Origin of the sequence: Citrobacter sp. MGH 55, assembly GCF_016906145.1 — a bacterium.
Lineage (GTDB): Bacteria > Pseudomonadota > Gammaproteobacteria > Enterobacterales > Enterobacteriaceae > Citrobacter_A > Citrobacter_A amalonaticus.
The window spans coordinates 2,719,339-2,740,711 of sequence record NZ_CP070239.1 but is presented as its reverse complement, the minus strand read 5'-3'; the positions used below and the strand labels follow the sequence as shown (position 1 = coordinate 2,740,711).

The window sequence follows — 21,373 nt, the reverse complement described above, 5'->3', positions numbered from 1 at the left end:
GCATCGGCATGCCAGGGCTGGTTCTCCTGGCGGGCGGTACGTAAGCGGCGCGCTTTCGCCAGATGCGTGAGCGAGGCTTCCGTCACCAGTTGCAGCGCGTCCGCAGGACAGTTCTCCACGCAGGCCGGCCCCTTTTCCCGCCCCTGACAGAGGTCGCATTTATGTGCTGTGGCTTTGACCTGATCGTTGGCGACGGGGGTCAGGACGATTTGCATGGTGCCAAACGGACAAGCCACCACGCAGGATTTACAGCCGATACACTTTTGCTGATTGACCTGCACGCTGTCGTTGACATGGCTTATCGCTCCATTCGGACAACTTCGGGCGCAGGGCGCATCTTCGCAATGGTGGCAGGTCACTGCACTTCGCTGATGCTGATGCCTGATAACCGTGATCCGGGGCTGGTAGTGACGTTGGCTAAGGACGTGTTGCTCTTCATTGTGGGCCAAAACGCAAGCGACTTCACAGGCATGGCATCCCAGGCACTGTTGGCTGTTGGCCATAATAAAACGGTTCATGGCGACCTTCTTTTTTGGTTGTAAAAACCTTATTCTTTATATAAGTGTTGTTATTAACCGACTGACTACACGTCGGCAATGTTCATTTGCCCAGGAAGCACAACTATTTCTACTGAACCTGTGGCAGATCAATTTATTTCAGCCCAGGTGAAATTACGTTTCAGTTCTGCGAGAGATTTTTATCGTAAGCACTTTTAAAGGAAATTACGCGTGTGATCGTCAAACGCCCCGTCTCGGCCAGCCTGGCCCGGGCTTTTTTTTACATTGTCCTGCTCTCGATTCTCTCAACCGGCGTGGCGTTACTGACGCTGGCGAGTAGCCTGCGGGATGCCGAAGCCATTAACGTGGCGGGTTCATTACGTATGCAGAGCTATCGTCTGGGGTACGATCTGCAAAGCCGCAGCCCGCAATTAAACGCCCATCGTCTGCTCTTTCAACAGGCCCTCAACTCATCGGCGTTAAGCAATCTGAATGCCTGGTATGTGCCTCAGGCGGTGAAAGGTCGCTACGCGCAACTGCATGCCAACTGGCTGGAGATGAATACCCGCCTGATTGATGGGGATCTGCAGTGGTATCAGAACAACATTAATGCCTACGTCGATAAGATCGATCTCTTCGTGCTGGCCTTGCAGCACTATGCCGAACGCAAAGTCATGCTGGTGGTCGGGATCTCGCTGGCGGGCGGTATCGGGATCTTTACTCTCGTCTTTTTCACCCTGCGCCGTATTCGTCATCAGGTTGTGCGCCCACTGAACCAACTGGTAATGGCCAGCCAGCGCATCGAACACGGTCAGTTTGATTCGCCGCCGCTGGATACGCACCTTCCCAACGAACTGGGGCTACTGGCGAAGACCTTTAATCAGATGTCGAGCGAATTGCATAAGCTGTACCGCTCGCTGGAAGCGAAGGTCGAAGAAAAGACCCACGATCTCCATGAAGCCAAGCGGCGTCTGGAAGTGCTGTACCAGTGTTCTCAGGCGCTGAATACCAGTCAGATTGATGTGCACTGCTTCCGCCATATTTTGCAGATTGTCCGTGATAACGAAGCGGCACTATTTCTGGAGCTTACCGTCGGCGAAAACTGGCGTATCAGTGAAGGTGAAAAACAGGCCGACCTGCCGATGCAAATCCTGCCGGTGACCATGCAGGAGACGGTCTACGGCGAGCTGCACTGGCAAAGTCAACATGTCGCCAGCGCGATCCCGCTGTTAAACAGCGTATCGACAATGCTGGGGCGCGGCCTGTACTTCAACCATGCGCAAAAACACTTCCAGCAACTGTTGCTGATGGAAGAGCGCGCCACTATTGCCCGTGAACTGCATGACTCTCTGGCGCAGGTGCTCTCGTATCTGCGCATTCAGTTGACGCTGCTCAAACGCGCCATTCCTGAGGATAACGCCCCGGCGCAGGCCATTATGGATGACTTCTCGCGGGCGCTGAACGACGCCTATCGTCAGTTGCGTGAACTGCTGACCACCTTCCGCCTGACCCTGCAACAGGCCGATTTACCTTCCGCACTGCATGAAATGCTCGAAGCGCTACAAGGGCAAACTGCCGCTAAACTCACTCTGGACTGCCGGTTGCCGACGCTGGCGCTCGATGCGCAGATGCAGGTCCATCTGTTACAGATTATCCGGGAAGCGGTGCTCAACGCGATGAAGCACGCCAGTGCCAGTGAGATTGCCGTCAGCTGTGTGACTGCGCCGGATGGCAATCACACGGTGTATATTCGCGATAACGGCGTGGGCATTGGCGAACCTAAAGAACCGGCGGGGCATTACGGCCTGAACATTATGCGCGAGCGCGCGGAACGTCTTGGCGGCACGTTAAGTTTTTCGCAGCCTTCCGGCGGTGGGACGTTAGTGAGCATTAGCTTTCGCTCGACAGAATCAGAAGAGGATGCGAGTCATCTGGCATAAAATCGCACAAAACCGGACGTGAGCATGTGGGAAGCTGACAAACACTGTAATCAGGCATGATAATTTACATTATCTCCTTTTTTTCTCCACGTTTGGCTCGTACCTTCCCGATACAGTGAAGCAAGTCATACCTATAAAGATATGTAGAATAATGAGGTCCTCTTTCTGATGGCGAATTTCTTTATCGATCGCCCCATATTTGCCTGGGTGCTGGCTATTCTGTTGTGTCTGACAGGTACCCTGGCGATTTTCTCTTTGCCGGTGGAGCAATATCCTGATCTGGCACCGCCAAACGTGCGCATCACGGCAAACTATCCTGGCGCTTCCGCCCAAACGCTGGAAAACACCGTCACCCAGGTCATTGAGCAGAACATGACCGGCCTCGATAATCTGATGTACATGTCATCGCAAAGCAGCGGCACCGGGCAAGCGTCGGTTACGCTGAGCTTCGTGGCGGGCACCGATCCGGATGAAGCCGTACAACAGGTCCAGAACCAGTTACAGTCGGCGATGCGTAAACTGCCGCAGGCGGTACAGAACCAGGGTGTCACGGTCCGTAAGACCGGGGATACCAACATCCTGACGATTGCTTTTGTCTCCACCGACGGGTCGATGGATAAGCAGGATATCGCGGACTACGTCGCCAGTAATATTCAGGATCCGCTCAGCCGGGTGAGCGGCGTCGGCGACATCGATGCCTACGGCTCGCAATATTCCATGCGCATCTGGCTGGATCCGGCAAAGCTCAACAGCTTCCAGATGACGGCGAAAGATGTCACCGACGCCATTGAGTCGCAGAACGCGCAGATCGCCGTCGGACAGCTTGGCGGAACCCCTTCCATTGATACCCAGGCGCTGAATGCCACCATTAACGCCCAGTCGCTGCTGCAAACGCCGGAACAGTTCCGTGCCATTACGTTACGTGTCAATCAGGATGGCTCAGAAGTAACCCTGGGCGATGTCGCCACCGTCGAAATGGGGGCTGAGAAGTATGACTATCTCAGCCGCTTCAATGGCAATGCGGCATCCGGTCTTGGAGTGAAACTGGCGTCGGGGGCCAACGAAATGGCCACCGCGACCCAGGTCATTAAGCGTCTGGATGAACTGGCGCAATACTTCCCACATGGTCTTGAGTACAAGGTGGCCTATGAAACCACCTCCTTTGTTAAAGCCTCGATTGAAGACGTGGTGAAAACACTGCTGGAAGCCATCGCACTGGTGTTCCTCGTGATGTACCTGTTCCTGCAAAATTTCCGCGCCACGCTGATCCCCACCATTGCCGTACCGGTGGTACTGATGGGGACGTTTTCAGTGCTCTATGCCTTCGGCTACAGCATCAATACCCTGACGATGTTTGCAATGGTACTGGCAATCGGCCTGCTGGTGGATGACGCCATCGTGGTTGTGGAAAACGTCGAGCGTATTATGAGTGAGGAAGGCCTCACGCCGCGCGAGGCGACGCGAAAATCGATGGGACAAATTCAGGGTGCGCTGGTCGGTATCGCGATGGTGCTGTCAGCCGTCTTCGTACCGATGGCCTTTTTTGGCGGAACCACTGGGGCAATCTACCGTCAGTTCTCCATTACCATTGTGGCGGCGATGGTGCTTTCCGTTCTGGTGGCGATGATCCTTACCCCTGCCCTGTGCGCCACTTTGCTTAAACCACTGCATAAAGGCGAGCATCACGGGCAAACCGGTTTCTTCGGCTGGTTTAACCGTACCTTCAACCGTAACGCCGAACGCTACGAAAAAGGCGTTGCCAAAATTCTGCATCGCAGCCTGCGCTGGCTCCTGATTTATGTGCTGCTGCTTGGCGCGATGGTGGTTCTGTTCCTGCGTCTGCCGACCTCGTTCCTGCCGCTGGAAGATCGCGGCATGTTTATCACCTCGGTTCAGTTGCCAAGCGGCTCGACGCAGCAACAAACCTTAAAAGTGGTACAGGAAGTCGAGAAATATTATTTCACCCAGGAAAAGGATACCGTCCAGTCCGTCTTTGCGACGGTCGGTTCTGGCCCAGGGGGCAACGGTCAGAACGTGGCACGTATGTTTGTACGCCTGAAAGACTGGAGCGAACGCGACCCGACGACTGGCACCTCGTTTGCCATTATCGAACGTGCGACGAAGGCGTTTAACAAAATCAAAGAGGCGCGCGTGTTCGCCAGCAGTCCGCCTGCCATCAGCGGTCTCGGCAGTTCCGCAGGTTTTGATATGGAACTACAAGATCACGCCGGCGCCGGTCATGACGCCTTAATGGCCGCGCGTGACCAACTGCTTCGCCTGGCGTCGCAGGATAGCGCCCTGACCCGTGTGCGCCACAACGGTCTGGACGACAGTCCTCAGTTGCAAATTGATGTCGACCAACGCAAAGCGCAGGCGCTGGGTGTATCCATTGACGATATCAACGATACGTTGCAGACCGCCTGGGGATCGAGCTACGTCAACGACTTTATGGACCGTGGCCGCGTCAAGAAGGTCTACGTCCAGGCGGCAGCGAAATACCGTATGCTGCCAGACGACATCAACCTGTGGTACGTGCGCAATAACAGCGGCGGTATGGTGCCTTTCTCCGCCTTCGCCACCTCTCGCTGGGAGACGGGTTCTCCACGTCTGGAGCGCTACAACGGCTATTCCGCCGTCGAGATTGTCGGTGAAGCCGCACCAGGGGTGAGTACCGGGACAGCGATGGATGTGATGGAGTCGCTGGTGCGTCAGTTGCCGACCGGATTTGGACTGGAATGGACCGCCATGTCTTACCAGGAGCGACTCTCCGGAGCGCAGGCACCGGCCCTGTATGCCATTTCACTGTTGGTGGTATTCCTGTGCCTGGCTGCGCTGTATGAAAGCTGGTCAGTACCGTTCTCAGTGATGCTGGTGGTGCCGTTGGGGGTCATCGGCGCGCTGCTTGCGACCTGGATGCGTGGCCTGGAAAACGATGTCTATTTCCAGGTCGGGCTGTTGACGGTCATTGGGCTTTCGGCGAAAAACGCCATTTTGATCGTTGAATTTGCCAATGAGATGAATGAGAAAGGACACGATCTGCTGGATGCGACGCTACATGCATGTCGGCAGCGCTTACGTCCGATCCTGATGACCTCACTGGCGTTTATCTTTGGCGTACTGCCGATGACGATCAGCAGCGGCGCAGGCTCCGGCGGTCAACACGCCGTCGGGACGGGCGTCATGGGCGGGATGATCTCGGCAACGGTGCTGGCAATCTACTTCGTGCCGCTATTTTTCGTGCTGGTGCGTCGCCGCTTCCCACTGAAGCCGCGTCCGGAATAACAGATAAAAAAAGGCGACCTGCCAACGGGTCGCCCTTTCTGTGTGATGAATCTCACACGGTATGTTCTGTTATTTGGTCATCCTTCCAGAAATTTATTTGCGAAGCATAACTTCGATAAAATCTTTCCAGTTCCCCAGTTCGCGTTCAATCATAACAACCTCTGCTTCTTATTATGGGTATTCTACAAAAACATTCTCATCTGGTGAAGACAAATTAACCGATTGCTGTGATTACATCCTCCGGGGTGTGGTTGATGTGATTACTATGGCGCGGTCACCATAAATTTTATGTGACTTACTGCAATAATTCGCAACAATCATACCTTATCTGGTACCTCTTCAATTTCGATTAAAAACAAGTGACTGCGTCGGAGAAAATTCCGAATTTTGATTAAGAAGAAAATTCCAACAAATTCAGGAATTATTATTCACATTACTTCAACAATGTTATATTTACCGATCACGATTAAATGACAAGATGTATTATCGGACGTAACGATATTGATGATTATATAATCAGTTTACGTTAATAAGGATGCACATGATTACCCTCTACGGTATTAAAAATTGCGACACCATTAAAAAGGCCCGCCGCTGGTTGGAAGCGCGTGGCATTGACTACCGTTTTCATGATTACCGTGTCGATGGTCTGGACAGCACACTTCTCACTTCATTTATCAATGAATTAGGGTGGGAACCGCTTCTCAACACCCGTGGGACGACGTGGCGAAAACTGGATGAAACCACACGCAGTCACATCACGGATGCCGCGTCCGCCGCCGCATTAATGACTGAAATGCCGGCAATCATCAAACGCCCATTGCTCTGTGCGCCCGGGAAGCCTATGCTGCTGGGTTTTAGTGAATCCAGTTATCAGCAGTTTTTTGACGAGGTGTAGTCTATGTCGTGCCCGGTTATTGAGCTGACACAACAGCTTATTCGCCGCCCTTCCCTGAGCCCGGATGATGCCGGATGTCAGGCGTTGATGATTGAACGCCTGCGCGCGATCGGTTTTACCGTTGAGCGCATGGATTTTGCGGATACACAGAATTTTTGGGCATGGCGCGGACAGGGTGAGACGCTGGCGTTTGCCGGTCACACCGACGTCGTGCCGGCGGGCGATGCCGATCGCTGGATCAACCCACCTTTCGAGCCAACCATCCGCGACGGGATGTTATTCGGCCGCGGCGCGGCGGATATGAAAGGTTCGCTGGCGGCCATGGTGGTGGCGGCAGAGCGTTTTGTCGCTCAGCACCCGAACCACAAAGGGCGGCTGGCGTTTCTGATCACCTCCGATGAAGAGGCCAGCGCGAAAAACGGTACCGTTAAGGTGGTTGAGGCGCTGATGGCGCGAAATGAGCGCCTGGATTACTGTCTGGTTGGCGAGCCCTCAAGTACTGAAGTCGTGGGTGACGTGGTGAAAAACGGCCGTCGCGGATCGCTCACCTGTAACCTGACTATCCACGGTGTACAGGGTCACGTCGCCTATCCACACCTGGCGGATAACCCGGTACATCGTGCCGCACCGATGCTTAATGAACTGGTGAATATTGAGTGGGATCAGGGCAATGAGTTTTTCCCGGCCACCAGCATGCAGATTGCCAACGTCCAGGCGGGTACCGGTAGCAATAACGTCATCCCCGGTGAACTGTTTGTGCAGTTCAACTTCCGTTTCAGTACCGAACTGACTGACGAGATGATCAAAGCGCGGGTGCACGCGCTGCTCGAGAAACATCAGTTGCGCTATACCGTTGACTGGTGGCTCTCTGGCCAGCCGTTCCTGACCGATCGCGGGAAACTGGTGGATGCAGTCGTGAACGCCATCGAGCACTATAATGAAATTAAACCGCAGTTATTGACCACGGGCGGTACGTCCGATGGACGGTTTATCGCTCGTATGGGGGCGCAGGTCGTAGAGCTCGGTCCGGTGAATGCCACGATTCATAAAATCAATGAATGTGTGAACGCCGCCGACCTGCAACTGCTTGCCCGTATGTATCAACGTATAATGGAACAACTCGTCGCCTGACGAGATTCCTGCAAGAGGTAACGCGCATGGACTGGCTGGCAAAATATTGGTGGATTCTGGTGCTGGTGTTTTTGGTAGGTGTGCTGCTGAATGTGATCAAGGATCTCAAACGCGTCGACCACAAAAAATTCCTCGCGAATAAACCGGAACTTCCCCCGCATCGTGATTTTAACGATAAGTGGGATGACGACGACGATTGGCCGAAGAAAGACCAACCGAAGAAATAAACCAGAGCCGGAAGGGGTTTCCCCATTCCGGCTTTGTCTTTTAGATCATCTCAATTACGTCATCATCGTTCGGCGTACCGCCGCTGAGCGCTTCGTCAAAGTAGTGCTTCGGCACGGTATAGCGCAAATGGTCGAGGGCAAACTGCATGCTACGGTCGTCAATCGCGTGACCGAGGTCTTCCACAATATCCAGCGTGACATCCCCGCCTGCGCTTAACAGCGCGTCCTGGGCGGCGACCGCATGCGAAAGTTCAATGACCCGATCTTCTCCACCGTGAATCAGATGAATCGTGGTGGCGGTCGATGCCGTTTCCGGCAGGCTGGCGTAGCGTCCGTTAAACGCAATCACCCGCGAGGCCAGCCCAGGCTCGGCTTTGATGCTCTCCAGCGCCATAATCGCGCCCTGCGAGAAACCAATCAGCGCCGTGGCATTTGCCCCTACGCCACTCTGTTTTTGCCAGTAACGTACGGTTTCGATAAACACCGGCATGATAGCGTCAATCCGTGCCTGACGGTTCTCTTCCGTCACCCCTTGCACGGAAAACCACTGCCGCCCGGATGCCGGTCCGCTCGGCTCAACGCCGCCGATACTGACCACCAGCGCGTCCGGGAAGAGAGGGGCAAACCACGAACCAATCTCTCCCATCGCAACGGGGTTATCACCCACGCCATGAAACAGCAGCAACAGCTGTTGAGCAGGTTGGGCCGGACTTTGAACAACAAAATGGTCATGTTTCATGGCGATCTCCTTAACTGATGTCGTTAATTCTACGCTGCTCAATCGCAATGACCATGCCAGAAAATTGAAGGAGTTAGTGAAAAAATTGCCATTGCAGAATGCGATTACGGTCATGCTCAGTCCGTGCGGGATCCAGCCCGGCTAACGCCTGCGCCGCCTCTTCCCGCTGACGCTTCAGCAGTGCTTTGCGCCCTGAGAGGCGCAATGTCACGCAGAGTTCCGCATCGCTGAGGCGTGCTTGCAGGCTGCCCCGCAGCGCCGGTAGCGGCAACGCGCTGGTCGACAGCAGGCGGTTCAGACCACCGAGAGAGGTCAACAACGGACGGTGCGTGAAAGCAAACCCTGCCAGCGTCTGCCAGTCATCTTCATTAAGCGTAGTCGCTTTCAGCGGTTCAACCGGGATCGCCTCCCCATTCCACCGCGCAAGAATATCCGCATCGCGACGCAAACGGTGGTGCTCATATTCGGCCAGGCGCCTGCCTGCCGCGCTTAGCGGTAAGAGCGCCATTGCGGTATAGCAGCCGCTACTGGCCTCCTTGTGGTTGCCTACCCGCACCAGGATAAAACCACAGCGCTGCCAGAAGCGCCACAGCTCCGGCGTATAGCCAAAGCTCACGGAAAGATAGTCACAGTGTGCCGTATGAGCCTGCGCGATCAGCTGTTGTCCAATCCCCTCACGCTGACGTCCCGGATGGACGGCAATGCGACTGATTCGACGACCGGTCAGGGTAGCCGCCAGCGGATCGCCGCCGTGTGCCGCCAGCGACTGCGCGACGAGATTCCCCCGCGGTCGCCGAAATCCCGCCCAGACCGCCTGGCTGAGTTCGGGAGCAAGACCGCCTTCCTCAACCAGCCAGAGTGCCCCGACGATTTTCCTGTCACAGGTGGCGTGGAAAAAATGCTGCCCCGGCGCATCCATCATTCGGCGTAGATCCAGCGGAGAGGTACGATAATGCGCCCCGGAAAGCAGCCGATAGACCGCCAGAGGCATTTCCGGTTGCGTCTGCCAGGCGTCCTGTTCGAAAGGCCTAATCACCATGCAGCCCTGCGGGGTAGTCGCAAAATCGTCATCATCAAAAACCAGCGCGTCGCTAACCCATTTCTCCAGCGGACATCCCTGTGCCCAGCGGACGGGTTGCTGAAGTTCATAACGCTGTCGTTCCGGGAAGCGGGCGCAAAATTTTAACAAAAAGCCGCGTCCGGTGCCTTCGTAGCCCTGTACGGTCGTTGTCAGTAGGGCGCGCGGAAAACGGGAAACCAGACGCTGAAGGAGCGGCGCAGGGATCGCCGCCGCCTCATCCACCACCAGCCAGTCGGCATCAACCTCCGCACTCAGCAGCGCATCTGGCGCCATAAAGCGGAAACGGTCACCGGCAAATTGCGCCAGCACGTCCGTTGCCGCTTTCGCCGGTGCCGTCACAAGGGCATTGCCCGTAATACGTGAAATCAACTGACCGGCCAGCGCCGATTTCCCTCGTCCACGCGCGGCGGTCACCGTGGCGATCCCTTCGGGCATCTGGAGCAGTTGCGTCAGAATAGCGGCCTGTTCCGGCAGCGGCGCACCGGTTGCGGACTGCCAGTGAGGACGTTCTGAAAAATACGGTACGCAAAACGGCTGCGACTGTTGCCAGCACAGCGTCTGTTCATCCGCCGCGATGAGGCGACGAATGCGGTGGATAAAATGGGGAGTCGCAATAGGTTGCGCGCAGTCGCTCCAGCGCAGCGAATCATTATCAGGACAGAGATGCCAGCGCGCCAGTGGTGGCGTGAGTAACACAAGCCAACTGCCCGCGCGCAGCGTTCCGCTTAACGCAGCAAAAGCCGCCGCATCAAACCCGGCCAGAGCATCGAAAACGGCATGGTGGAATTCACGTCCCAGTAACGTTTGCAGCGCCAGCGGCGTGCAACTGGGTTCGGCGGCGGCATCAGGGGAAACCCATAGCCAGTCGCCGGGCAACGTGTCGCGCAGGTGCTGTACTTGTTCATGACACCAGGACGCCTCGCCACTCAGCACCAGCAGGCGGCGAATTCCCTCCCGGGTCATTTGCGCGGTTAACGCATTCAGCGCGGTGTAACCAGACATCCCTGCCTCAGAAGTTAAAAACCTTTACCAAAGGTATTACATTGCGCCGGATTGCCACTATCGAAACCGCGCTTAAACCAGCGATAGCGCTGCTCTGACGTCCCGTGGGTGAAGCTGTCCGGAACGACGCGCCCCTGACTTTGCTGCTGGAGACGATCGTCGCCAATCGCTTCGGCGGCATTCAATGCTTCTTCCAGATCGCCGGACTCCAGTACGCCCTGCTGCTGCATGCTGTTGCCCCAGACACCGGCAAAGCAGTCCGCCTGTAGTTCCATACGGACAGAGAGTTGGTTGATTTCCGCCTGCGAGGCGTTCTGCTGCATCTGACGCACTTTCGGCTCGATGCCCAGCAGTTTCTGGACGTGATGACCGACTTCGTGAGCAATCACATACCCCTGAGCGAAATCACCGTCCGCGCCCAGTTTGTCTTTCATGTCATCGTAGAAGGAGAGATCGATATAGACCGTGCTATCCGCCGGGCAATAAAACGGCCCCATGATGGATTGCCCGGTACCGCAGCCAGTTCGCGTTGCTCCACGGTACATCACGAGCTTTGGCGGTTGATAGGTACGCCCCATTTTTTCAAACTGCTGTCCCCAGGAGTCTTCTGTCGTTGCCAGAATCACCGAGGTAAATTTTGCCGCTTCATCTTCATTCGGGCTGATGGAACGCTGAGACTGCTGCTGAGAGACCGGTTGTCCCGTCATCAGTCCGGTTAAATCGACGCCGTAATACCCGGCAACCAGCACGACGATAAGCAGGATAATCCCGCCTTTGCCGCTCGGCAGACGAAATCCTGGCCCGCCCAGAGAGGGACCACCGCCTGAACTGCTGCGCCTGTCTTCCACATTGTCACTTTCACGACGCCCTTGCCAGCGCATACTCACCTCAACACTCTATTCGTTATGATGATGATCGTAGGCGGTTCAGCGGAAGATTACCACAGGAAAACAAGATTGAAGTGCGAAGAGCGGGTCGGAGAGCGTCCCCGACCCGAAAGGTAAGTTAGTCGAGATCCACACCCAGACGACGCGCCACGGTTTCATAGGCTTCAATCAGGCCACCCAGGCTCTGACGGAAACGGTCTTTGTCCATTTTCTCGAGGGTCTCTTTGTCCCACAGACGGCTACCGTCCGGAGAGAATTCATCGCCGAGCACCACTTCGCCTTTGTACAGACCGAACTCCAGTTTGAAGTCGACGAGGATCAGTCCTGCGTCATCGAACATTTTTTTCAGCACATCGTTCGCTTTATAGGTCAGCTCTTTCATTCGTGCCAGATTCTCTTTGCTCACCCAACCAAAGGTTTCGCAGTAGGAATCGTTGACCATTGGGTCATGCATTGCATCGTTTTTCAGGAACAGGTCGAATAACGGCGGATTCAGTTCGATGCCCTCTTCAATACCCAGACGTTTAACCAGAGAGCCTGCCGCACGGTTACGCACCACGCACTCGACCGGCACCATATCCAGCTTTTTCACCAGACATTCGGTATCAGAGAGTAGTCGCTCCATCTGCGTCGGGATACCCGCTTCGGCCAGTTTGGTCATGATGAAATAGTTGAACTTGTTATTCACCATACCCTTACGATCAAACTGCTCAATGCGCGCGCCATCCCCTGCTGACGTATCATTGCGGAATTCGAGCACCAACAGGTCCGGGTTTTCCGTGCTGTATACGGTCTTCGCTTTACCACGATACAACTCAGCTTGCTTTTGCATCTTCATTACTCCTGGGTGTGATCATTTGTATTCAAAACGGGGAATATTATGCCACGCACACGTTTGCGTAGCACGGAAATAAAAAGGGCCGGATTTCTCCAGCCCTGTTTTTTTACTTGCTAAACGCTGCCTGGAAGATAGCAACCAGCGCGTCGTTCTGGCTCTGCGTCAGGGTATGCCCCTTCGGATCGATAAACTGCAAGCTGCTGCGGTTGTCTAAATCACCGACCTGCAGTTTGTAGTCACCGGAAGAGAGCCCTGGATCGCGAGCGCCCAGCTCCTGCCAGCCGCTATCGGACAGCGGTTTGTAGGTAACAGCCATACTCCCCTGCGAACGGGTACTGTCGGTCACTTTCATGCCGACTTTCTCCAGTGCTGCCGGGAGGCGCTGCCAGACGACGTTGAATGGGCCACGCACCACCAGCATCGGTAAACCGGTGTCATCCGCGGCGCTCTGCACATCCATCGTGGCGGCAGAACGGTTCTGTGCAGCATTCGCGGCGTCAGTCGCGGTCTTATCGAGACCCGCAGAAATCACGTTCATCATCTCAGTGCTATAACGCTGCAGTGAAGCGGCATCCGCCACAGGCTTACCGGCCTGCTCAAGGTTGACCAGTTTCACCATCACCGCCTGCTGATAGCCCTGCGGTTTAACCGAGATTTGATAACGGCCACGGTACTGCTCGTCTTCGTCCAGACGGTTCCAGTCAACCCAACCGGTTGTCAGCGTCTGGCTGGCATCATCACGTTTTTCAATCGTGTAGTTTTTAGACTGAATCACGCTGACCACCTGCGGCCACAGCGTATTTCCACGCCCGTTTTCCACCAGCAGCGTGGCGGTATCGCCCGCAAACTGGGTCCGGGCACCGGAAACCAGCGCCAGCGGCTGTGCCGGCGGACGGATATCCAGCGCTTTCCCAACGGCACCGCTGCCGTTGGTGACCGGAATGTTGTAGTCGCTCGTGGTCACCGGCAGAATCATACCGGCAGGCGCATGAAGTTCAGCAAGCGGTGCGGCTTCCAGATAGGATTCATCACCACTCACCTGGCGCTTGTAGCGCGAGTCAGAACTACAGGCCGCGAGCAGCAAAACAAGCGAAACACCCGCAACCCTGGCCAGGCGCGACTTTTGTACTGAGTAAGCCATCAAATCTCCCTAAACTTTACAGCAAACCGGCATGCTTGAGCGCCGCTTTGACAATTTCACGACCATTGTCTGTGATGGGTGTCATCGGCAAGCGCAGCGTATCGGTCGCCACAAGGCCCAACGCCTTACATGCCCATTTCACTGGGATTGGGTTGGGTTCGACAAACAGTTTGTTATGTAACGGCATCAGACGCTGATTAATGGTACGCGCCTCGGCAAAACGCCCTTCCGCCGCCAGTTTGCACATTTCCGCCATATCACGCGCCGCAACGTTAGACGTCACGGAGATCACGCCATGACCGCCTAACTGCATAAAGTCCATCGCGGTCGCGTCATCGCCGCTGAGCAGCAGAAAATCATCGGAAACCAGCTCTTTGATCTGGTGAACCCGACTTAAGTTCCCTGTCGCCTCTTTAATTGCGACAATATTTTTTAATTCCGCCAGACGGCCAACGGTTTCCGGCAGCATATCGCAACCGGTACGGGATGGCACATTATACAGAATTTGGGGCAGGTCAGTATGTTCCGCGATGGCTTTGAAATGCTGGAACAAACCTTCCTGAGTCGGACGGTTGTAGTAAGGCGTTACCGTCAGGCAGCCGACAATTCCGCTGTCATTGAAACGCTGCGTCAGACTAATGGCTTCTGCGGTCGCGTTCGCGCCCGTACCGGCAATCACCGGGATACGCCCATCAGCCAGCTCCAGCGTCATCATCACCACATCGCCATGTTCATCATGACTCAGCGTAGCGGACTCACCGGTAGTGCCAACAGAAACGATCGCCGAGGTGCCACTGGCGACATGATAATCAATCAGTTTTTTCAGGCTTGACCGGCAGACATTACCTTTTTCATCCATCGGTGTAACAAGCGCGACAATACTTCCCGTGAACATGGGCCATCCTCTGTGCAAACAAGTGTCTCAATGTTACGTTTGGTACGACAATAAAAGCAAGCGACGAGAGCCCTTCTGATTGTTGTATGCAGGTTTTTTTTATGCTTTCCTTATGATTACCCCACCTCTCAAAGGAAGAACAGGTTTGACACCTTCATCGCAACATTACCTGGTTATTACTGCGCTGGGTGCCGATCGCCCTGGAATTGTGAACACGATCACCCGCCATGTCAGCAGTTGCGGCTGTAATATCGAAGACAGTCGCCTGGCCATGTTGGGCGATGAGTTTACGTTTATCATGCTGCTGTCGGGTACCTGGAATGCCATCACCCTGATCGAATCGACCCTGCCGTTGAAAGGTGCAGAGCTGGATTTACTGATTGTGATGAAGCGTACGACGGCGCATCCCCGTCCGCCAATGCCGGCAACGGTATGGGTTCAGGTTGATGTACCGGATTCGCCACATTTAATTGAACGATTTACAGCCCTGTTTGATAACCATCGAATGAACATTGCGGAACTGGTTTCGCGCACGCAACCTGCTGAAAATGATAAGGCGGCGCAGTTATACATCCAGATTACCGCCCACAGTCCGGCGTCGGATGATGCCGCAAATATTGAACAGGCCTTTAAAGCACTATGTACAGAACTCAATGCACAAGGCAGTATTAACGTTGTTAATTATTCACAACATGATGAACAGGATGGAGTTAAGTAATGAATCCACTGAAAGCCGGTGACATCGCACCGAAATTTAGCTTGCCGGATCAAGACGGAGAACAAGTAAATTTGACCGACTTCCAGGGACAGCGTGTGCTGGTCTATTTCTATCCGAAAGCCATGACGCCAGGCTGTACCGTTCAGGCTTGTGGCCTGCGAGATAACATGGATGAGCTGAAAAAAGCAGGTGTAGACGTGCTGGGCATCAGCACTGACAAGCCTGAAAAGCTTTCCCGTTTTGCCGAAAAAGAGCTGCTTAACTTTACCCTGCTGTCCGACGAGGATCATCAGGTCTGCGAGCAGTTTGGCGTCTGGGGCGAGAAATCCTTTATGGGGAAAACCTATGATGGGATCCATCGCATCAGCTTCTTGATTGACGCTGACGGTAAGATTGAACACGTTTTCGATGATTTCAAAACCAGTAATCACCACGATGTGGTGCTGAACTGGCTGAAAGAAAACGCCTGACTTTCACGCTGCCGGATGACGGCTGACGCCCTGTCCGGCCTACCGTGTGTAGGCCGGGTAATCGGCTGTCTGTTTAAGCGTCCTTTTTTACACTCGCCTTTTTATCTCGCGCTACCTTTTTGCCTTTCGCTCAGAGCGCATCGACTAGCACACAGTTCACCACCTTCCCTGTTACATAAACGCATCAGGACTCGTCAACGACCTGCGCATCCGGCCAGGCATGGACAACGGCCTTGATTAACGTCGCCAGCGGAATGGCGAAGAAAACGCCCCAGAATCCCCACAGGCCGCCAAAGATCACCACTGACAGGATAATCACCAGCGGATGCAAATTGACTGCTTCAGAAAACAACACCGGCACCAGCAGGTTGCCGTCCAGCGCCTGGATAATCAAATAGACGGCGAAACAACTCCAGAACTCGGTCCCCAGACCGAACTGGAACAGCGCAACGCCTACCACAGGAATAGTGACTACAAAAGCGCCAATATAGGGAATGAGTACCGAGAACCCCACCAGCACGGCCAGTAGCAGTGAGTAGTTGAGGCCAAACATCAGGAAGCCCAGCCAGGTCGCCACGCCCACCACCACCATCTCCAGCACCTTGCCGCGGATATAGTTGGTGATTTGCTGGTTCATCTCCTTCCAGACCTGCCCCGCCAGCCCGCGATTACGCGGCAGCACACGACGCACGGCGTTCAGCATCTGCTCTTTGTCTTTGACGAGGAAGAATACCATCAGCGGCACCAGCACCAGATAGACCGCCAGAGTCAGCAGCCCGACCAAAGAGGCCAGCGAATATTTCACTACCGAATCGCCCATCGTCAGCATGCGGGTGCGCATATTTTCCGCCATCGCATCGATAATGCCCGCATCCATTAAAGCCGGATAACGACGCGGCAGCGTGGCGGCAAAATCCGACAGTTTGTTCAACATGCCTGGCATGTCGCGAATCAGTAAGATCCCCTGTTGCCATGCCACCGGCATCACCACAAAGGCCATCAACAACAAAATGCCGACAAATACGATCAGCACGAGAGAGGTCGCCCAGCGGCGCGAACAGCCGATGGCTTCAAGACGCACCGTTGGCCATTCCAGCAGGTACGCCAGCACAATGGCAACCAGCAGCGGTGCCAGTAATCCGCTAAAAAAGAAAAGAATGCCAAACCCGGCAACCAGAATAACCAGCAAGGCAATCGCCTCGGGGTCGCTAAAACGACGGCGATACCATTGCATCAACATTTCGAGCATAAAACCTTCCCTGAACCTCAATAGCGGGATTGCGATCCCGAATTGTATCGAAATGTCACAAAAAAGACTTCGCTTTTTATTGCTGATTCTGGAAACTGAAAAGTCATTTGTGCAGGGTATTCATCGACAAATTTCGCCGTTACACTGCCTGTGTCGGCAGACACGGAACGATACGACCCGGCATCGGTCAAATGACTATCTCAAAGAAAACAGGACAGAGGTTATGTTCAGGCAGTTTAAGAAGAACCTGGTTGCTACCCTCATTGCCGCGCTGACCCTGAGTCAGGTGGCTCCCGCGTTCGCAAACTCCGCGGACAGCTTGCCAGACATGGGAACCTCGGCGGCAAGTACGCTTTCTATCGGCCAGGAAATGCAGATGGGCGATTATTATGTACGCCAGCTGCGTGGCAGCGCGCCGCTGATTAACGATCCGCTGCTGGTTCAGTACATTAATGGGTTGGGTATGCGTCTGGTTTCACACGCCGATTCGGTCAAGACGCCCTTCCATTTCTTTTTGATTAACAATGACGAAATCAACGCCTTTGCTTTTTTTGGCGGTAACGTCGTGCTGCACTCTGCCCTGTTTCGCTATTCCGATAACGAAAGTCAGCTCGCCTCAGTTATGGCGCACGAAATCTCGCACGTCACCCAGCGCCACCTGGCGCGCGCCATGGAAGATCAGAAACGCAGCGCGCCGCTGACCTGGGTTGGCGCGTTAGGCTCCATTCTATTGGCGATGGCGAGCCCTCAGGCCGGGATGGCCGCGCTCACCGGCACGCTGGCGGGATCGCGTCAAGGGATGATTAGCTTCACGCAGCAAAATGAACAGGAAGCAGACCGTATCGGCATTCAGGTTTTACAACGTTCTGGATTCGATCCACAGGCGATGCCGACCTTCCTGGAAAAACTGCTCGACCAGGCGCGTTACTCCTCGCGTCCGCCTGAAATTTTGCTGACCCACCCCCTGCCGGAAAGTCGTCTTTCAGATACCCGCAATCGCGCAAACCAGATGCGTCCGGTGGTGGTGCAATCCTCTGAAGATTTCTATCTGGCGAAAGCGCGAACTCTGGGGATGTATAACTCCGGGCGAAACCAACTGACCAGCGACATGCTCGACGAGTGGGCAAAAGGTAACGTCCGACAGCAGCGCGCAGCGCAGTATGGCCGTGCGTTACAGGCGATGGAAGCCAATAAATACGACGAGGCTCGCAAAGCGCTGCAACCGCTGCTGTCCGCAGAGCCCAATAACGCCTGGTATCTGGATCTGGCCACCGACATCGACCTCGGACAAAAGAAAACCAGTGACGCGATTGCCCGACTGAAAAAAGCGCGTGATTTGCGAGTCAACCCGGTTTTGCAACTTAACCTTGCGAACGCCCTGCTACAGGGCGGTCAGCCGCAAGAAGCGGCAACCATCCTTAACCGTTATACCTTTAATAACAAGGACGACGCCAATGGCTGGGATCTGTTGGCGCAGGCGGAAGCCGCGCTGTATAACCGCGATCAGGAACTGGCCGCGCGTGCGGAAGGGTATGCGTTGGCGGGCCGTCTCGATCAGGCCATCTCGTTACTGAGCAGCGCCAGTTCGCAAGTGAAGCTGGGCAGCCAACAACAAGCGCGTTACGATGCGCGCATCGACCAACTGCGCCAGTTGCAGGAACGCTTTAAGCCGTACACGAAAATGTAAAAAGGATTCTCCATGTCAAAGGCCGTAAAAATCTACCATAACCCGCGCTGCTCCAAGAGCCGCGAAACGCTGAACCTGCTGCAATCGCACGGTGTGGAGCCAGAAGTGGTGCTTTACCTGGAAACGCCTGCCGATGCCGCAACACTGCGTCAGTTGTTGAAGATGCTGGGCATGGAAAGCGCCCGGGAACTGATGCGCCGAAAAGAGGATCTCTACGCGTCGCTCAACCTGGCTGACAGCAGTCTGAGTGAAGGTGAATTGATTCAGGCGATGGTGGAACACCCGAAACTGATGGAACGTCCAATTGTAGTGGCGAACGGCCAGGCGCGTATTGGCCGTCCACCGGAACACGTGCTGGAAATCATCGGCTAATCACTCCCGCCGTAGTGCTTCGAGAAAAGCCTGCGGCGTCATCTCTCCCAGTTTTTTCTGCGCCTTGCCGGTATTATAACTTTCGCAAATCTCTGCCAGCAGTTGACTGGCTGATACGTCCTTTACCCGCGGCACAATCGCCACCAGCGGAAGGTTAACCTGAATCGCATTCTGCACGTTATGGTTTATGTTGTGCGTCATCCCTCGTGCTATCAGCCCCTGTTCCAGCCCATCAAGATAGGTGTCAGAAAAGAATGTCTCAATAGATTGTATATCAGCCGGACAGGCTGTCAGCAGCGCATCCAGCCATTTCATGACCAGATGCGGCGAAATCCCAGCATACAGTCGCGCGTAGCACCAGCCGCTCACCGGTTCACGAGCCCAGAGCACATGATGCTCCCCGCCATCCTCCATATGCAGTGAAAGCGGGAGGTGATGCACCTCAAGCACATGAGGGAAATGCCCGGCCTTCAGTGCCTTTTTCCCCTGCAAAGGTGTCCCCTGACGCATCAACCTTGCAGGTTTAAGATAACGATTTAGCGTCGCACGGGATACGTGAATGCCCAGCCCTTCATTGACCAGTAACAAAAGCTCATCTAACGGCGCGCCGGTCGCATCCCGCAGTCCGTTAATCAGCGCAATCTGCTCTTGTCTCATCACTTTGTGTATCACTTTCGGCGTAGTTTGCCGATCGGCAGTCTGCTCACGTTGTCGCCAGCGTCTGACCGTGGTGACGGAAATCCCCAGCTCAGCGGCCAGCGCTCTGTCGCTTTTATCCGACTGCTGCAGATAACGACGGATGCGCGGTGTCGTGGTGGCATTGGCATGCAGTTTTATTTCCATCGCCAAATCCTTTTCCAAAGAGATAACTAATCATATGAGATTTATATTTATAAGGCGAACACATTGTGACCAGATTCACCTTTCGGCTGCGGTGCTTCACTGATAATCCTCTGGCATACCATAAATACTCTCATCCGATCTTGTACGGAGTTCACAATGAACAATGTTCTGGGATTTCTTGAAGCAAAACTGATGCCGCTTGCGGCCAAAACGGCGCAGCAGCGTCACCTGGGCGCGATCCGCGGCGCTTATGTTTCCTTTATGCCGTTCATTATCGTCGGCTCCATTCTGCTAGTTATTTCCTCCTTTCCGAACCAGACCTATCAGCAATTTATGTCTGGCGCGTTTGGCGAAAGCTGGAGCAGTATTATCGAGATCCCGTTTAACGCGGTGTTCTCAACGATGTCACTGTTCATCAGTTTCCTGGTTGCCTACCGTCTGGCGGAACATTACGGTGAAGACCGTATCTCTTGCGGCATCCTGGCGCTGGTCTGCTTTCTGATCCTCACCCCGTTTATCAAAGTTGCGGATAACGGCGGCATCACCGTGATACCAGTAGAATGGATCGGCACTAAAGGGCTATTTGTGGCAATGATTGGCTCGTTGCTGTGGACGGAATTGTTCTGCTGGCTGAAACGCAAAAAACTGGTTATCAAGATGCCCGAAGGGGTTCCGCCTGCCGTGCAGGAATCATTTGCCGCGCTGATCCCCGCCCTGTTGGTAATGATCCTGGTGCTGATTATTCGCATCCTGTTTGAAAATACCCACTACCAGACAATTCACCGCTTTATCTATGAAGTGGTTGCGACGCCGGTTCGTCACTATGGCACCTCCTATTTTGGCGCGCTGATGACGGTTTTCAGCATTACGATTTTATGGTCGGTAGGGATTAACTCTGGCTCAATGATCAACGGCATTATCCGGCCACTGTGGATGGAGAACCAGACGGATAACATCGCCGCCATTCAGGCGGGCGTCACGCCACCGCATATTATCACCGAGCAGTTTTTTGACATGATCTGGATGGGGGGCGCTGGCGCAACCTTATCGCTGGTCATCGCGATGCTGATTTTTGCCCGCAGTAAAAACATGCGGGAAGTGGCCCGACTGGGGGCCGGCGCATCGATTTTCAATATCAACGAACCCATTCTGTTCGGTCTGCCGGTCATCATGAACCCCATCATGCTAATACCGTTCAACCTGGTGCCTCTGGTGTTAGTCACCATCCAGTACGTCGCAATGAAAATTGGCGCCGTTGCCGTCACGACGGGCGTGTTTATTCCATGGACGCTGCCGCCGGTTATCAGTGGTTTTATCGTCACAGGCCATCTCAGCGGTAGCGTCATGCAGATCATCAATTTACTGATTGGCGCAATGCTCTATCTGCCATTTATGCGCATTGTCGATAAACAGTACCGCGCGGCGGAAGTCACCACGCTGGCACAAAACGAGAGTACACCCGTTAAACAGGAGTAA

20 protein-coding genes are annotated in these 21,373 nt (G+C 54.5%); 10 read left to right on the top strand and 10 right to left on the bottom strand.

Translation table 11 applies throughout. From position 1 onward, the window contains the following. A partial coding sequence (locus JTI98_RS21190) for a 4Fe-4S dicluster domain-containing protein (RefSeq protein ID WP_252869578.1) occupies nucleotides 1–518 on the bottom strand: 518 nt, incomplete at its 3' end. 212 nt (nucleotides 519–730) lie between these two features. Here JTI98_RS21190 and narQ point away from each other — a divergent pair. Both narQ and acrD read left to right on the top strand, forming a co-directional pair. Continuing rightward, nucleotides 731–2,437 (top strand): nitrate/nitrite two-component system sensor histidine kinase NarQ, encoded by a 1,707-nt coding sequence (gene narQ, locus JTI98_RS10785; RefSeq protein ID WP_216081236.1) that lies wholly within the window; start codon nucleotides 731–733, stop codon nucleotides 2,435–2,437. Between the two features lie 168 nt (nucleotides 2,438–2,605). After that, nucleotides 2,606–5,719 (top strand): multidrug efflux RND transporter permease AcrD, encoded by a 3,114-nt coding sequence (acrD, locus tag JTI98_RS10780; RefSeq protein ID WP_054176573.1) that lies wholly within the window; start codon nucleotides 2,606–2,608, stop codon nucleotides 5,717–5,719. 93 nt (nucleotides 5,720–5,812) lie between these two features. Here acrD and ypfM read toward each other — a convergent pair whose 3' ends face one another. Continuing rightward, a complete protein-coding gene (gene ypfM, locus JTI98_RS10775; RefSeq protein WP_001386977.1) occupies nucleotides 5,813–5,872 on the bottom strand; it encodes a protein YpfM in 60 nt (19 codons plus the stop codon). A gap of 388 nt (nucleotides 5,873–6,260) precedes the next feature. Here ypfM and JTI98_RS10770 point away from each other — a divergent pair, with 388 nt between their 5' ends. The 3 genes from JTI98_RS10770 to JTI98_RS10760 are packed head-to-tail and all read left to right on the top strand — an operon-like array spanning nucleotide 6,261 to nucleotide 7,975. Next, complete coding sequence (locus tag JTI98_RS10770; protein WP_042999868.1) at nucleotides 6,261–6,617, top strand: ArsC family reductase; 357 nt, start codon at nucleotides 6,261–6,263, stop codon at nucleotides 6,615–6,617. Between the two features lie 3 nt (nucleotides 6,618–6,620). Then, nucleotides 6,621–7,748, top strand: coding sequence for a succinyl-diaminopimelate desuccinylase (gene dapE / locus JTI98_RS10765; RefSeq protein ID WP_042999867.1), 1,128 nt, complete (start codon nucleotides 6,621–6,623; stop codon nucleotides 7,746–7,748). Between the two features lie 26 nt (nucleotides 7,749–7,774). Next, nucleotides 7,775–7,975, top strand: coding sequence for a YpfN family protein (locus tag JTI98_RS10760; protein ID WP_012906607.1), 201 nt, complete (start codon nucleotides 7,775–7,777; stop codon nucleotides 7,973–7,975). A 40-nt stretch (nucleotides 7,976–8,015) separates the two neighbouring features. Here JTI98_RS10760 and ypfH read toward each other — a convergent pair whose 3' ends face one another. From ypfH to dapA, 6 genes are all read right to left on the bottom strand, one after another. Beyond that, on the bottom strand, nucleotides 8,016–8,714 hold the full coding sequence (gene ypfH, locus JTI98_RS10755; protein WP_044256912.1) for an esterase: 699 nt from the start codon (nucleotides 8,712–8,714) through the stop codon (nucleotides 8,016–8,018). Between the two features lie 73 nt (nucleotides 8,715–8,787). After that, on the bottom strand, nucleotides 8,788–10,797 hold the full coding sequence (locus JTI98_RS10750; protein WP_216081235.1) for a tRNA(Met) cytidine acetyltransferase TmcA: 2,010 nt from the start codon (nucleotides 10,795–10,797) through the stop codon (nucleotides 8,788–8,790). Between the two features lie 14 nt (nucleotides 10,798–10,811). Continuing rightward, nucleotides 10,812–11,678: a neutral zinc metallopeptidase gene (locus JTI98_RS10745; protein WP_042999864.1), complete on the bottom strand. Its 867-nt coding sequence runs from the start codon at nucleotides 11,676–11,678 to the stop codon at nucleotides 10,812–10,814. Nucleotides 11,679–11,802: 124 nt separating this feature from the next. Beyond that, complete coding sequence (purC, locus tag JTI98_RS10740) at nucleotides 11,803–12,516, bottom strand: phosphoribosylaminoimidazolesuccinocarboxamide synthase (RefSeq protein ID WP_216081234.1); 714 nt, start codon at nucleotides 12,514–12,516, stop codon at nucleotides 11,803–11,805. Nucleotides 12,517–12,628: 112 nt separating this feature from the next. Continuing rightward, nucleotides 12,629–13,663: an outer membrane protein assembly factor BamC gene (gene bamC / locus JTI98_RS10735; RefSeq protein WP_042999862.1), complete on the bottom strand. Its 1,035-nt coding sequence runs from the start codon at nucleotides 13,661–13,663 to the stop codon at nucleotides 12,629–12,631. 16 nt (nucleotides 13,664–13,679) lie between these two features. Beyond that, nucleotides 13,680–14,558 (bottom strand): 4-hydroxy-tetrahydrodipicolinate synthase, encoded by an 879-nt coding sequence (dapA, locus tag JTI98_RS10730; RefSeq protein ID WP_042999861.1) that lies wholly within the window; start codon nucleotides 14,556–14,558, stop codon nucleotides 13,680–13,682. 145 nt (nucleotides 14,559–14,703) lie between these two features. On the opposite strand from dapA, the gene JTI98_RS10725 reads away from it, so the two are divergent. Then, on the top strand, nucleotides 14,704–15,276 hold the full coding sequence (locus JTI98_RS10725; RefSeq protein WP_042999860.1) for a glycine cleavage system transcriptional repressor: 573 nt from the start codon (nucleotides 14,704–14,706) through the stop codon (nucleotides 15,274–15,276). Further along, nucleotides 15,276–15,746, top strand: a complete 471-nt coding sequence (gene bcp / locus JTI98_RS10720) for a thioredoxin-dependent thiol peroxidase (RefSeq protein ID WP_042999859.1) — start codon at nucleotides 15,276–15,278, stop codon at nucleotides 15,744–15,746. Before JTI98_RS10725 ends, bcp begins: the two co-directional genes overlap by 1 nt. A gap of 184 nt (nucleotides 15,747–15,930) precedes the next feature. Here the strand turns inward: bcp and JTI98_RS10715 are convergent, their stop codons facing one another. Continuing rightward, nucleotides 15,931–16,995, bottom strand: a complete 1,065-nt coding sequence (locus JTI98_RS10715; RefSeq protein WP_042999858.1) for an AI-2E family transporter — start codon at nucleotides 16,993–16,995, stop codon at nucleotides 15,931–15,933. A gap of 223 nt (nucleotides 16,996–17,218) precedes the next feature. Between JTI98_RS10715 and bepA the strand changes: the two genes are divergently transcribed. Together bepA and arsC are read left to right on the top strand one after the other, a co-directional pair. Then, nucleotides 17,219–18,682 (top strand): beta-barrel assembly-enhancing protease, encoded by a 1,464-nt coding sequence (bepA, locus tag JTI98_RS10710; protein ID WP_054176570.1) that lies wholly within the window; start codon nucleotides 17,219–17,221, stop codon nucleotides 18,680–18,682. 12 nt (nucleotides 18,683–18,694) lie between these two features. Next, nucleotides 18,695–19,054 carry an arsenate reductase (glutaredoxin) gene (arsC, locus tag JTI98_RS10705; protein ID WP_130098146.1) on the top strand — a complete coding sequence of 120 codons (360 nt, stop codon included), beginning with the start codon at nucleotides 18,695–18,697 and terminating at the stop codon, nucleotides 19,052–19,054. Here arsC and JTI98_RS10700 read toward each other — a convergent pair whose 3' ends face one another. Continuing rightward, nucleotides 19,055–19,897, bottom strand: coding sequence for a helix-turn-helix domain-containing protein (locus tag JTI98_RS10700; RefSeq protein WP_216081233.1), 843 nt, complete (start codon nucleotides 19,895–19,897; stop codon nucleotides 19,055–19,057). A 156-nt stretch (nucleotides 19,898–20,053) separates the two neighbouring features. Between JTI98_RS10700 and celB the strand changes: the two genes are divergently transcribed. Next, a complete protein-coding gene (celB, locus tag JTI98_RS10695) occupies nucleotides 20,054–21,373 on the top strand; it encodes a PTS cellobiose transporter subunit IIC (protein WP_042999854.1) in 1,320 nt (439 codons plus the stop codon).

Coding starts and splice junctions, on each gene's coding strand:
- acrD (WP_054176573.1), top strand. CDS start 2,606: ATGGCGAATTTCTTTATCGATCGCCCCATATTTGCCTGGGTGCTGGCT.
- JTI98_RS10770 (WP_042999868.1), top strand. CDS start 6,261: ATGATTACCCTCTACGGTATTAAAAATTGCGACACCATTAAAAAGGCC.
- dapE (WP_042999867.1), top strand. CDS start 6,621: ATGTCGTGCCCGGTTATTGAGCTGACACAACAGCTTATTCGCCGCCCT.
- JTI98_RS10760 (WP_012906607.1), top strand. CDS start 7,775: ATGGACTGGCTGGCAAAATATTGGTGGATTCTGGTGCTGGTGTTTTTG.
- ypfH (WP_044256912.1), bottom strand. CDS start 8,714: ATGAAACATGACCATTTTGTTGTTCAAAGTCCGGCCCAACCTGCTCAA.
- JTI98_RS10750 (WP_216081235.1), bottom strand. CDS start 10,797: ATGTCTGGTTACACCGCGCTGAATGCGTTAACCGCGCAAATGACCCGG.
- JTI98_RS10745 (WP_042999864.1), bottom strand. CDS start 11,678: ATGCGCTGGCAAGGGCGTCGTGAAAGTGACAATGTGGAAGACAGGCGC.
- purC (WP_216081234.1), bottom strand. CDS start 12,516: ATGCAAAAGCAAGCTGAGTTGTATCGTGGTAAAGCGAAGACCGTATAC.
- bamC (WP_042999862.1), bottom strand. CDS start 13,663: ATGGCTTACTCAGTACAAAAGTCGCGCCTGGCCAGGGTTGCGGGTGTT.
- dapA (WP_042999861.1), bottom strand. CDS start 14,558: ATGTTCACGGGAAGTATTGTCGCGCTTGTTACACCGATGGATGAAAAA.
- bcp (WP_042999859.1), top strand. CDS start 15,276: ATGAATCCACTGAAAGCCGGTGACATCGCACCGAAATTTAGCTTGCCG.
- JTI98_RS10715 (WP_042999858.1), bottom strand. CDS start 16,995: ATGCTCGAAATGTTGATGCAATGGTATCGCCGTCGTTTTAGCGACCCC.
- bepA (WP_054176570.1), top strand. CDS start 17,219: ATGTTCAGGCAGTTTAAGAAGAACCTGGTTGCTACCCTCATTGCCGCG.
- arsC (WP_130098146.1), top strand. CDS start 18,695: ATGTCAAAGGCCGTAAAAATCTACCATAACCCGCGCTGCTCCAAGAGC.
- JTI98_RS10700 (WP_216081233.1), bottom strand. CDS start 19,897: ATGGAAATAAAACTGCATGCCAATGCCACCACGACACCGCGCATCCGT.
- celB (WP_042999854.1), top strand. CDS start 20,054: ATGAACAATGTTCTGGGATTTCTTGAAGCAAAACTGATGCCGCTTGCG.